Source organism: Pseudomonas veronii (genome assembly GCF_002028325.1).
In the GTDB taxonomy this organism is placed as follows: Bacteria; Pseudomonadota; Gammaproteobacteria; order Pseudomonadales; family Pseudomonadaceae; genus Aquipseudomonas; species Aquipseudomonas veronii.
The window spans coordinates 1,751,683-1,764,564 of sequence record NZ_CP018420.1 but is presented as its reverse complement, the minus strand read 5'-3'; the positions used below and the strand labels follow the sequence as shown (position 1 = coordinate 1,764,564).

Sequence of the window (12,882 nt, the reverse complement as noted above, 5' to 3'; positions counted from 1 at the left end):
CTTTACACTCAGACCATTACCGCTACTTTGGGTTCGCCATGTCGACATTAGATGAAGAAGAACGCCGCGAATACTACCGTATCGACGACATGATCGCACTTCAAATCAAAAGCCTGTCCGCCCCCGAAGCGGCGAGCAAGGAAGTGTTGCTGGATGATTCGCCGCTATTCAATCTACTCAGTGAACTGCACCTGAGCGAATTCGAAGCCCAACACCTGTTGCGCCAGCTCAGCGAGAAAGATCGCAGCCTGGCCGCCCTCCTCCGAATCCAGAACAAACGCCTGGATCTGCTCAGCCAGATCATGGCGCGCGGCCTGCTGGATGAAGTCGGCGCACCGCAGCCGGTGATCATTTCCGAAGGCGGCATCGACTTCCAGCACCCGACGCCCCTGGCACTCGACGCCCACCTGGCGGTCAAGCTGGTGCTGATGCCCCAGGCGCTGGGCCTGCTGTTACGGGCGCGGGTCACCCATTGCGATGCCAAGGGCGGCGCTTTTGCCATTGGCACGGAATTCGAATCGATGACCGACGCCCAACGCCAACTGCTGGCGCGCTACATCCTGCAGAAACAGGCGCAGCAACGGCGCCTGGCGCGGGAACAGAGCGACGCCAAAGACACCTGAATTCGTATTCACCCCGCCAGACGACCTGGCGCAAAGGAGCAACTGTGACCCTGATCTACGGCCACCGCGGTGCCAAAGGCGAAGCACCAGAAAACACCCTGACCAGCTTCCAGCAGTGCCTCAAGCACGGTGTACGCCGTTGCGAATTGGATTTGCACCTGTCCATGGACGGCGAACTGATGGTCATCCACGACCCGACCCTCAAGCGCACCGCCGACCGGCGCGGCAAAGTCGTCGAGTATTCGGCGGCAGACCTGGTGAAGATGGACGCCCGCAAAGGCGGCCCCGGCTGGATCAACCCCTGCCCGATCCCGCGCCTGGAAGAACTGTTTGAAAAGTGCGACTTCGATCACTGGCAACTGGAAGTCAAAAGCGCCTCGCGCACCCGCGCCGCGACCACCGTGCTGGCGATCCGGGAAATGGCCGTGCGTTTCGGCCTCATGGACAAGGTCACAGTGACCTCAAGCTCACGGGAAGTGTTGAAAGCGGCGGTGGAACTCACCCCGGACCTGTCGCGCGGGCTGGTGGCCGAATACGCCTGGCTCGACCCGCTGAAGGTCGCGCAAAACTATGGCTGTGAGTTTCTGGCGTTGAACTGGACGTTGTGTACCCCCGAGCGTCTGGAAAAAGCCCAGCGCCAGGGATTGCACGTGTCGGTGTGGACAGTCAACGAACCTGCGCTGATGCGCAGGCTCGCCGACTTCGGCGTAGATAGCCTGATTACAGACTTTCCCGGTTTGGCCACTGCCACGCTCGAGAATTACTGAAATCGGTCTCCCCGGCCGGCTCAGGCCACCGGCCGGAGCCGCTCAAAAAAGCCGGTTGAGGCCGTCGTAGGCCGCGACCCGATAGGCTTCCGCCATGGTTGGGTAGTTGAACGTGGTGTTGACGAAATACTTGAGGGTATTTTGCTCGCCCGGCTGGTTCATGATGGCCTGGCCGATGTGGACGATCTCCGAAGCCTGGTAGCCGAAGCAATGCACGCCGAGGACTTCCAGGGTTTCACGGTGGAACAGAATCTTCAGCATGCCTTGCGGCTCGCCGGCGATCTGCGCACGCGCCATGCTCTTGAAGAACGCCTTGCCCACTTCGTAAGGCACCTTGGCCTTGGTCAGTTCGTGTTCGTTCTTACCGATCGAGCTGATCTCCGGAATCGTGTAGATCCCGGTCGGCACGTCGTTCACATAGCGCCAGCTGCCATTGTCGACAATGCTGCCGGCCGCCGAACGGCCCTGGTCATGGGCGGCGCTGGCCAGGCTTGGCCAGCCGATCACGTCGCCGGCACCGTAGATATTCGACACGCAGGTGCGATAGTTCTCGTCCACTTCGATCTGGCCACGGTTGTTGACCTTGACCCCGACATTTTCCATGCCCAGCTTGTCGGTGTTGCCGGTACGACCGTTGCACCACAGCAAGGCGTCGGCCTTGATCTTCTTGCCGGACTTGAGGTGCAGGATCACACCGTTGTCCAGGCCTTCGACGCGCTCGTACTCTTCGTTGTGGCGCACGGTGATGTTGTTGTTGCTGAAGTGATAACTCAACGCCTGGGAAATTTCCGAGTCGAGGAAGCTCAGCAACTGGTCACGGTTGTCCACCAGCTCTACCAGCACCCCCAGGCCGCTGAAGATCGAGGCGTATTCGCAGCCGATCACGCCGGCGCCATAGATGATCAGTTTGCGCGGGGTATGGCCCAGGCTGAGGATGGTGTCGCTATCGTAGATACGCGGGTGGAGGAAATCGATATCCACCGGGCGATACGGGCGCGACCCGGTAGCGATGATGATGTGCTTGGCCACCAGCTTCTCGACCACACCGTTGGAGCAGACCACTTCGACGGTTTGCTCGTCGGCGAAGCTGCCGGTGCCGAAGAACAGGTCGACACGGTTACGGGCGTAGTAGCCGGTCCGCGACGCCACCTGCTTGGCGATGACTTTTTCCGCGCTTTTGAGCACGTCCGGGAACGAAAACCAACGCGGCTCGCCAATGGCCCGGAACATCGGATTGGTATTGAACTGCATGATCTGGCGCACTGAGTGACGCAAGGCCTTGGACGGGATGGTACCCAGGTGGGTGCAGTTTCCGCCGACCTGGCGACGGCTATCGACCATTGCCACCTTGCGCCCTGCCTTCGCGGCGTTCATCGCCGCACCTTCTCCAGCCGGGCCGGAACCCAGTACTACCACGTCGTAGTTGTAGACAGCCATGCGTACTCCTCAGAACAGGCCAGGCGCGCGGTTTGACGCCTGGCTAAATCATGCCGCGGCCAGCGGTCATGAAGGACAATTTGGCTCAAGTGTGTGAACCGGGGCACAGTCTATATAAGGCTCAACGCCGCGCACATTAACCCTTGGTCGCGTCGTAGGCCAGTTTTGCCTTTACTACACAGCGTCGATTACGGTTTCACAGCGGTCATCTGTTCGAACGCCTGATTACTGCGCGTGACAAAAACATCCCCCTCGCGCTGCACAAAAAACGCGGCGATCTGGTGCTGTTCGGCGTAATCCCAGCCTTGCTCCGGCCCAAGGATCAACAGCAACGTCGACAACCCATCGGCCATCAGCGCCGACGGGTGCAACACTGTCACCGATGCCAGTTGATGGGTAATCGGCGCGCCGGTCCGCGCATCCAGGGTGTGGGAATAACGCCGACCACCCTGCTGGAAATAATTACGATAGTCACCCGATGTGGACACACCAAAGCCGTCTACGCGGATGATTTTTTCGGCGACCTGCTGGTCATCGCGAGGCTCTTCCAGCGCGACGCGCCAGGGCGAACCATCCGGTTTGTGGCCGGCAGCCTTGAGTTCGCCGGTGGCTTCGGCGAGGTAGTGATGGATACCCAAGCCGCTCAACAGCTCGGCGATACGATCCACCGCGTAACCGGCAGCAATGCTGTTGAAGTCGACCTCGACGGCGGCGTCCTTGCACAGTTGCTCGCCGTCGATGCGCAGATGCTGGTGACCGACCCGCTGACGCACCTCGGCCAGCGTCGCGGCGTCCGGCACCTTGAGTTGCCGGGCCTGGGGCCCGAACCCCCACAGGTTCAGCAGCGGTTCCACCGTCAGGTCGAACGCACCCGCGCTGGCCTGGGACAGTTGCTCGCCGGTACGCACCAGTTGCAGCACCGGCGCAGGCATCGGCTGACAGCTATTGGCCGGCAGATTGTTGAAACGCTCGATATCCGAGTCGCTGCGGTAGGTCGACAGCTGTCGGTCGACATCCCCCAGGATTTTTTCCACCTGGCGCTGCAGCTCTTTCGGCGTAGGTGCCGTCGAGCTTCTGACATACTGGATCGAATAGGTGCTGCCCATGGTCGGCCCCCCAAACTGCTCCAGCGTATCGCCGCCACAGCCGGCCAGCGCCGCAAAACCGCACACCATCGCTATCTGTCGCAGATTGCCCATAAACCTGATCGCCGTCGAAAAGTGAATTAACCCGCAGGCACACACCCTGGCAGGACCGCCCATTATGCGGCATGCCGTTATCTGTTTATGGCTGATGTTCGCACTCCCGGCGCTCACCAATGAGGCGGATCGTCTCACCTTGGCCGGCCACAGTTGACGGCGTATCGCCTGAAAAAATGCATGCCCCTGTAGGCGCGGGCTTGCGCGCGATGCCTCCCACACAGCCGAAACCCACAGGCAGAAAAAAGCCCCGAACCAGTCGGGGCTTTTTCATTCAACCTGAACGCTTAGCGCGGGAATGCAGGCGGGTTGACCCCAGCCATGTCTTCCATCACACGAACGACCTGGCAGCTGTAGCCGAACTCGTTGTCGTACCACACGTACAGCACAACACGGTTGTCCTGGGTAATGGTCGCTTCCGCGTCCACCACACCGGCGTGGCGCGAGCCAACGAAGTCGGTGGAGACCACTTCCTGGGAGTTGACGAAGTCGATTTGCTTATGCAGATCGGAGTGCAGCGCCATGTAGCGCAGGTACTCGTTCATCTCGTCGCGGGTAGCGGCTTTCTCAAGGTTCAGGTTGAGAATGGCCATCGACACGTTAGGCGTCGGCACGCGGATCGCGTTACCGGTCAGCTTGCCGGCCAGCTCAGGCAGGGCCTTGGCGGCAGCGGTGGCGGCACCGGTCTCGGTGATCACCATGTTCAGCGCGGCGCTGCGACCACGGCGATTGCCCTTGTGGAAGTTGTCGATCAGGTTCTGGTCGTTGGTGTACGAGTGAACGGTTTCGACGTGGCCGTTGATGATGCCGAACTTGTCATTGACTGCCTTCAGCACCGGCACGATGGCGTTGGTGGTGCAGGAAGCGGCGGACACGATCTTGTCGTCAGCGGTGATTTCCGTGTGGTTGATGCCGTGAACGATGTTCTTCAGCTTGCCTTTGCCAGGCGCGGTCAGGACAACGCGGGCAACGCCCGGGCAGGTCAGGTGCTGGCCCAGGCCTTCGGCGTCGCGCCATACGCCGGTGTTATCCACCAGCAGGGCGTCCTTGATGCCGTACTGGGTGTAATCCACCTCGGTCGGGTTCTTCGCGTAGATCACCTGGATCAGGTTACCGTTGGCGGTGATGGTGTTGTTTTCTTCGTCGATGACGATGGTGCCGTTGAACGGACCGTGTACCGAGTCGCGACGCAAGAGGCTCGCGCGCTTGGCCAGGTCGTTCTCGGCGCCCTTGCGTACCACGATGGCGCGCAGGCGCAGGCCGTCGCCGCCACCGGTTTTACCGATCAGGATGCGTGCCAGCAGGCGGCCGATGCGACCGAAGCCGTAGAGCACAACGTCAGTGCCTTTACGGGCGGAGGCGTTCTGCTTGCCGACCACGTCGGCCATTTCTTCACGCACGAACTGCTCGACGGAGCGGCCGTTGGCTTCAGCGCGGAACTTGGCGGCCAACTTGCCCAGGTCTACCGAAGCCGCGCCGAGCTTGAGCTCGCTCATGGCTTTGAGCAGAGGGAATGTTTCGTGGACGGAGAGTTCGCTGTCGTTGGTCGAACGATGGCGAGCAAAGCGATGCGCCTTGAGAATCGCGATGACTGACTGGTTGATCAGACTGCGGCCATAGATCGAGCTCACCACATTGTTATTGCGGTACAGCTGACCGATAAGCGGGATCATCGCTTCAGCGAGTGCTTCACGGTCGATCCATTCACCAAGACACTGGTCGGGCTTCTGAGTCACGGGAACCTTCCACATGTAGGGGCTGAAAAAAGGGGCTACATTATGCCGCCCGGCCGCCCCCGGAGCAATGCGCGTCCTACAACAAAAAGCGCTTACCCAAAAAACCCACCTCGCTGCAGCCCAGTAAATACGCGGGTTCCAGAAGGCCACTAGTGGAGCGGGCAGCACGACTTGTCCGTAACCCTCCGAAAACTATATGCATTTTGGCACTACATATTGAGTCAAAACGCGCCATTGTTTGTCTTAGCCACCACATTTCCCGCAAACCGTAATAGGCTCAGTCAGCAACTGACAGGCGGCACCTCGGGCCGTTACAATTACCGACTTTGTCGCAACGCTTGGAGCTCAACCTTCCGTGCCCGTTCTGCGTCTACCGCAACTCCCTGCCGCGGCAGGTAAACAGCACTGGGGCAATTTGCCCGGTGCCGCCCTGAGCCTGGCCATCGCCGAGGCTGCCAGCGCAGCCAAGCGCTTTACCCTGCTGCTTACCGCCGACAGCCAAAGCGCCGAACGGCTGGAGCAGGAGCTGAGCTTCTTCGCCCCCGATTTACCGGTGCTGCATTTTCCCGACTGGGAAACCCTGCCCTACGACCTGTTCTCGCCGCACCAGGACATCATTTCCCAGCGCATCGCCAGCCTGTACCGCCTGCCGGAACTGGTCCACGGCGTGCTGGTGGTGCCGATCACCACGGCGCTGCACCGCCTGGCGCCGACCAAGTTCCTGCTGGGCAGCAGCCTGGTGCTGGATATCGGCCAGAAGCTCGACGTGGAGCAAATGCGTACACGCCTGGAAGCCAGCGGCTACCGCTGCGTCGACACGGTGTACGAGCACGGCGAATTCGCGGTGCGCGGAGCGCTGATCGACCTGTTCCCGATGGGCAGCAAGTTGCCGTACCGCATCGACCTGTTCGATGACGAAATCGAGACCCTGCGCACCTTCGATCCGGAAAACCAGCGCTCCATCGACAAAGTCGAGTCGATCAAACTGCTGCCGGCACGGGAATTCCCACTGCAGAAAGACGCGGTGACGCGCTTCAAGGCGCGCTTTCGCGAACGCTTCGACGTCGACTTCCGCCGCTGCCCGATCTTCCAGGACTTGAGCAGCGGGATTACCCCCGCCGGTATCGAGTACTACCTGCCGCTGTTCTTCGACGAAACCTCCACCCTGTTCGACTACCTGCCCCAGGACACCCAGGTGTTCTCGCTGCCGGGCATCGAGCAGGCGGCGGAAAACTTCTGGAGCGACGTGCGCAACCGCTATGAAGAGCGTCGCGTCGATCCGTCCCGTCCTTTATTACCGCCGGCTGAACTGTTCCTGCCGGTGGAAGACTGCTTCGCCCGCCTGAAAAACTGGCCGCGCGTGGTCGCCAGCCAAGAGGATGTGGACGCAGGCAGCGGCCGCACGCGCTTCCCCGCGCAAAACCTGCCGAACCTGGCGATTGAAGCCAAGGCCAGCCAGCCGCTCGAAGCGCTGTCCAACTTCCTCGGCGATTTCGCCGGGCGCGTGCTGTTTACCGCCGAATCGGCCGGGCGCCGCGAAGTGCTGCTGGAGCTGCTGGAACGCCTGAAGCTGCGCCCGAAAACCGTCGACAGCTGGCCGGACTTCGTCGCCGGCAAAGAGCGCCTGGCGATCACCATTGCGCCGCTGGATGAAGGCCTGTTGCTGGACGATCCGGCCCTGGCGCTGATCGCCGAAAGCCCACTGTTCGGGCAACGGGTGATGCAGCGCCGTCGCCGCGAAAAACGCGCCGACGCCAACAACGACGCGGTGATCAAAAACCTCACCGAACTGCGCGAAGGCGCGCCGGTGGTGCATATCGACCACGGCGTCGGCCGCTACCTGGGCCTGCAAACGCTGGAAATCGACAACCAGGCCGCCGAATTCCTCACCATGGAATACGCCGAAGGCGCCAAGCTGTATGTGCCGGTGGCCAACCTGCACCTGATCGCCCGCTATACCGGCAGCGACGACGCTCTGGCGCCGTTGCACCGCCTGGGTTCCGAGACCTGGCAGAAAGCCAAGCGCAAGGCCGCCGAACAGGTGCGCGACGTCGCCGCCGAGCTGCTCGACATCTATGCCCGTCGCGCCGCCCGCGAGGGTTATGCGTTCGCCGACCCGAAAGCCGACTACGCCACCTTCAGCGCCGGCTTCGCCTTCGAAGAAACCCCGGACCAGCAAACCACCATCGAAGCCGTGCGCGCCGACATGCTCGCGCCCAAGCCGATGGACCGCCTGGTGTGCGGCGACGTGGGCTTCGGCAAGACCGAAGTGGCGATGCGCGCCGCCTTCATCGCGGTGCATGGCGGCAAGCAAGTGGCGATCCTGGTGCCGACTACCCTGCTCGCCCAGCAGCACTACAACAGCTTTCGCGACCGCTTTGCCGACTGGCCGGTGACCGTGGAAGTGATGAGCCGTTTCAAATCCGCCAAGGAAGTGAACGCCGCCGTCGCCGACCTGGCGGAGGGCAAGATCGACATCGTGATCGGCACCCACAAGCTGCTGTCGGACGATGTGAAGATCAAGAACCTGGGCCTGGTGATCATCGACGAAGAACACCGCTTCGGGGTGCGTCAGAAAGAACAGCTCAAGGCCCTGCGCAGCGAAGTCGACATTCTGACCCTCACCGCCACGCCGATTCCGCGCACGCTGAACATGGCGGTGTCGGGCATGCGCGACCTGTCGATCATCGCCACGCCACCGGCGCGGCGCCTGTCGGTACGCACCTTCGTGATGGAGCAGAACAACAGCACGGTCAAGGAAGCGCTGCTGCGCGAATTGCTGCGCGGCGGGCAGGTGTATTACCTGCACAACGATGTGAAAACCATCGAGAAATGCGCCGCCGACCTCGCCGCACTGGTGCCGGAAGCACGCATCGCCATCGGCCACGGGCAAATGCGCGAGCGCGACCTCGAACAGGTGATGAGCGACTTCTACCACAAGCGCTTCAACGTGCTGATCGCCTCGACCATCATCGAGACCGGCATCGACGTGCCGAGCGCCAACACCATCATCATCGAGCGCGCCGACAAGTTCGGCCTGGCACAACTGCATCAACTGCGCGGTCGCGTCGGACGCAGTCACCACCAGGCCTACGCGTACCTGCTGACGCCACCGCGCCAGCAAATCACCGGCGATGCGGAAAAACGCCTGGAAGCCATCGCCAACACCCAGGACCTGGGCGCCGGCTTTGTGCTGGCCACCAACGACCTGGAAATCCGTGGCGCCGGCGAACTGCTCGGCGACGGCCAGAGCGGGCAGATCCAGGCCGTGGGCTTCACCTTATATATGGAGATGCTCGAACGCGCGGTGAAAGCCATCCGCAAGGGCGAGCAACCGAACCTCGACCAACCCCTGGGCGGCGGTCCGGAGATCAACCTGCGCTTGCCGGCATTGATTCCCGAAGACTACCTGCCGGATGTCCACGCGCGATTGATCCTGTACAAGCGCATCGCCTCGGCCACCGACGAAGAAGGTCTCAAGGACCTGCAGGTGGAGATGATCGATCGCTTCGGCCTGTTGCCGGAACCGACCAAGAACCTGGTGCGTCTGACCCTGCTCAAATTGCAGGCCGAGCAACTGGGGATCAAGAAGGTCGATGCCGGGCCGCAGGGCGGGCGCATCGAGTTCGAAGCGCAGACGCCGGTGGACCCGTTGGTGCTGATCAAGCTGATCCAGGGCCAGCCCAACCGGTACAAGTTCGAAGGGGCTACGCTGTTCAAGTTCATGGTGCCGATGGAACGTGCCGAAGAACGCTTCAATACCTTGGAGGCGCTGTTTGAGCGCCTCATCCCGAAATCTGTTTGAAGGACGCCCCAATGCGCGTGTTTCGCATTCTGAGCTTGTTATTAGTGGTACTCGCACCTTCGGCGTTTGCCGACAGCCTGTACCAAGTGGAAATGGTCCTGGTGCGCCAGAACGCGGAGCCGGTGATCAACAGCCGCGCCGCGCCGGAAGACTGGGATGCCGGCGCCGAGCGCCTGGGCGACAGAAGCAGCCCGGCGCGCCTGGGCACGATCGTCGACAAACTCCGCGCAGACGCCAACTACACGGTGCTGGCGCACAAGGCCTGGGAACAGAACCTCGGTGAGCAGCCGGTAAAAATCGCGATCACCGACGGCCGGGAGCAGTTCGGTCAGTTTCCCCTCGAGGGTGTGCTGAGCCTGCAACTGGGGCGCTTTACCGATATCGACGCGGACTTCTGGATCAACCAGTTCGACGGCAACGGCAGCGTCATCGCCAGCGAGCATCTGGCGCAGAAAGACGTGCGGACCAAGAACAACCAGCTCAACTACCTGGATGGCGGCCACCTGGCGCTGCTGATCAAGATCACTTCGTTGACCGCCAAACAGCCCAGCGCACCGCCCGTCGACTTTCAGGACTGATCCAGCACCATGCCCCTGACGTCGCCGCTCACCAAGCCCCTGGCCCCTTCGTGGGCCAATCGCTTCAAAGAACAAAGCCTGGAGCGCGGGCGGCGCTATGCCTTGGAGAACCGGGTACGCATCGTCGAGTCGGGCGACAGCACCATCATCGCCAGTTGCGAAGGCTCGGGCAGCAACGTCTACCGGCAGACCATCTCGTTGCGCGAATCGGCCAAGGGCACGCTGATCCTGGTGGACAGCCGCTGCACCTGCCCGGTACACACCAACTGCAAACACATCGCGGCGGTGCTGCTCAAGGTCCAGGAAACCCTGGCCTACCCGGCGGCGGCCCAGGACGCCGAACTGCTGGAAAAACTCCAGGCCGTGCTGGACAACCGCGTGGTGCTGCCGCAGGTGGTGATGGACGACGTGCTGCCCGTGCCGCGCCTGTGGCTGGCCAGTGTCGCGTTCAGCGCGTTCGAGCCGCGCAACGGCAAGATGCAGCGCTATATCCAGCACCGTGCGGCGCTGTCGTTCAACTATCTGGGCAACTACGTCAGCGGGCAAAAGAACGCCGACATCATCGTCCGCCAGGAAACCCAGAGCCTGCGGATCAAGCGGCACCCCGAGCTGGAACAGCGCTATCGCGAACAACTGCGCCTGCTCGGTTTCAAGATCGCCACGCGCCAGAGCAAAGCGTTGCCGGAAAGTGCCGGCGAACTGTTCGAGATGATCAATGACAGCGCCTGGCTGAACTTCACCCTCAACGCATCGCCGACACTGCGGGCCGAAGGTTGGGAGTTGCAGATCGACGACGACTTCGGCTTCGACCTGAGCCCGGTGGACGACTGGTATGCCACCGTCGACGAAGGGCCGGAGCGCGACTGGTTCGACCTGGAACTGGGGATCATCGTCAACGGCGAACGCCTGAGCCTGCTGCCGATCCTGCTCAACCTGATGCGTTCGCACACCGAAATCCTCAACCCGGAAAAACTCGCACGCCGCCGCGATGACGAACTGATCCTGGTCAACATCCCCGGCCTGCCCAACGGTGGCCACGGCCCGCTGCAAGTGGCGCTGCCCTACGGCCGTCTGAAACCCGTCCTGGCCACCCTCGGCGAGTTCTACCTGCAGGAACCCGGCACCACCACGCTGCGCCTGGCCAAGGCCGACGCGATCCGCCTCAACCCGCTGGAAGACCTGCCGCTGCAATGGGAAGGCGGCGAGAAGATCCGCACCTTCGCCCAGCGCCTGCGCGACATCAAGGATTTCACCTGCGTCGCGCCCGAAGGCTTGAACGCGACCTTGCGCCCCTATCAGCTGGAGGGCTTGAGCTGGATGCAGTCACTGCGCCAGCTGGAGGTGGGCGGCATTCTTGCGGACGACATGGGCCTGGGCAAAACCTTACAGACCTTGGCGCATATTCTCAGCGAGAAGATCGCCGGGCGCCTGGACCGCCCGTGCATGGTGGTGATGCCCACCAGCCTGATCCCCAACTGGCTCGACGAGGCCGCGCACTTCACGCCGCAACTCAAGGTCCTGGCGCTGTATGGCGCCACCCGCAAAAAGCACTTCGCAAACCTGCAGGACTACGACCTGCTGCTGACCACGTATGCGTTGCTGCCCAAAGACATCGAGCAACTCGCCGCCCTGCCCTTGCATGTGCTGATCCTCGACGAAGCGCAGTACATCAAGAACCCTTCGAGCAAGGCGGCCCAGGCGGCGCGTGAGCTGAACGCACGGCAGCGCCTGTGCCTGAGCGGCACCCCGCTGGAAAACCACCTGGGCGAGCTGTGGTCGCTGTTCCACTTCCTGTTGCCGGGCTGGTTGGGCGACGTGAAAAGCTTCAACCGCGACTACCGCGTGCCGATTGAAAAACGCGCCAGCGATGTGCGATTGCAGCACCTGAACGGTCGGATCAAACCGTTCCTGCTGCGTCGCACCAAGGAACAGGTGGCGACGGAATTACCGCCGAAAACCGAGATCATCCACTGGGTCGAGCTCAATGAAGCCCAGCGCGACGTGTACGAAACCATGCGTCTGGCCATGGACAAAAAAGTCCGCGATGAGATCACCCGCAAAGGCGTGGCGCGCAGCCAGATCATCATTCTTGAAGCGCTGCTCAAGCTGCGCCAGGTGTGCTGCGATTTGCGCCTGGTCAACGACGCCACCCTGCCAACGCGCGGCAGCAGCTCGGGCAAGCTCGACAGCTTGATGGAAATGCTCGAAGAGCTGTTTGCCGAAGGGCGCCGGATTCTGTTGTTCTCCCAGTTCACCTCGATGCTGAGCCTGATTGAACTCGAGCTGAAAAAACGCGGCGTCGCCTACGCGCTGCTGACCGGCCAGACCCGCGATCGGCGCACGCCGGTGAAAGACTTCCAGAGCGGCAAGCTGCAGATCTTTCTGATCAGCCTGAAGGCAGGTGGCGTAGGACTCAACCTGACCGAAGCCGACACTGTGATCCACTATGACCCGTGGTGGAACCCGGCCACGGAAAACCAGGCCACCGACCGTGCGTATCGCATCGGCCAGGAGAAACCGGTGTTCGTCTACAAGATGATTGCACGGGGCACGGTGGAGGAGAAAATCCAGCACCTGCAGAAGGAAAAGTCCGACCTTGCAGCGGGCGTGCTGGACGGGCGGACCACCGGGGATTGGCAGTTGGGCAACGAAGAGATCGAGGCGCTGTTTGCGCCGCTGCCCAACAAACAAGAAAAACGCTGACGGTTAGATCGCCCTCACGGGCCAGCGCGCCGCC

General features: G+C 61.9%; 8 protein-coding genes. 5 read left to right on the top strand and 3 right to left on the bottom strand.

The window, feature by feature from the left end; translation table 11 throughout:
* Positions 1–38: 38 nt before the first annotated feature.
* Together PverR02_RS08090 and PverR02_RS08085 are read left to right on the top strand one after the other, a co-directional pair.
* Entirely contained in the window at positions 39–623 is a 585-nt protein-coding gene (locus PverR02_RS08090; RefSeq protein ID WP_046490432.1) for a PilZ domain-containing protein, read from the top strand.
* Positions 624–667: 44 nt separating this feature from the next.
* Positions 668–1,390, top strand: a complete 723-nt coding sequence (locus PverR02_RS08085) for a glycerophosphodiester phosphodiesterase (RefSeq protein ID WP_017848786.1) — start codon at positions 668–670, stop codon at positions 1,388–1,390.
* Positions 1,391–1,432: 42 nt separating this feature from the next.
* Here PverR02_RS08085 and sthA read toward each other — a convergent pair whose 3' ends face one another.
* The 3 genes from sthA to PverR02_RS08070 form a co-directional block, all read right to left on the bottom strand.
* On the bottom strand, positions 1,433–2,827 hold the full coding sequence (gene sthA, locus PverR02_RS08080) for a Si-specific NAD(P)(+) transhydrogenase (RefSeq protein WP_046384317.1): 1,395 nt from the start codon (positions 2,825–2,827) through the stop codon (positions 1,433–1,435).
* Positions 2,828–3,015: 188 nt separating this feature from the next.
* The gene (locus PverR02_RS08075) at positions 3,016–4,026 is read right to left on the bottom strand and encodes an FAD:protein FMN transferase (RefSeq protein WP_126586390.1); all 1,011 of its coding nucleotides are present in this window, start codon (positions 4,024–4,026) and stop codon (positions 3,016–3,018) included.
* A 287-nt stretch (positions 4,027–4,313) separates the two neighbouring features.
* A complete protein-coding gene (locus tag PverR02_RS08070) occupies positions 4,314–5,777 on the bottom strand; it encodes a glyceraldehyde-3-phosphate dehydrogenase (protein ID WP_046384318.1) in 1,464 nt (487 codons plus the stop codon).
* A gap of 340 nt (positions 5,778–6,117) precedes the next feature.
* On the opposite strand from PverR02_RS08070, the gene mfd reads away from it, so the two are divergent.
* Genes mfd through PverR02_RS08055 form a run of 3 tightly spaced genes read left to right on the top strand, consistent with a single transcriptional unit; the run spans position 6,118 to position 12,848 of the window.
* Positions 6,118–9,567 (top strand): transcription-repair coupling factor, encoded by a 3,450-nt coding sequence (gene mfd, locus PverR02_RS08065; protein WP_026140243.1) that lies wholly within the window; start codon positions 6,118–6,120, stop codon positions 9,565–9,567.
* An 11-nt stretch (positions 9,568–9,578) separates the two neighbouring features.
* The gene (locus PverR02_RS08060; RefSeq protein WP_017848781.1) at positions 9,579–10,145 is read left to right on the top strand and encodes a CsiV family protein; all 567 of its coding nucleotides are present in this window, start codon (positions 9,579–9,581) and stop codon (positions 10,143–10,145) included.
* 9 nt (positions 10,146–10,154) lie between these two features.
* Complete coding sequence (locus PverR02_RS08055; protein ID WP_046384319.1) at positions 10,155–12,848, top strand: DEAD/DEAH box helicase; 2,694 nt, start codon at positions 10,155–10,157, stop codon at positions 12,846–12,848.
* The last annotated feature ends 34 nt before the right edge of the window (positions 12,849–12,882 follow it).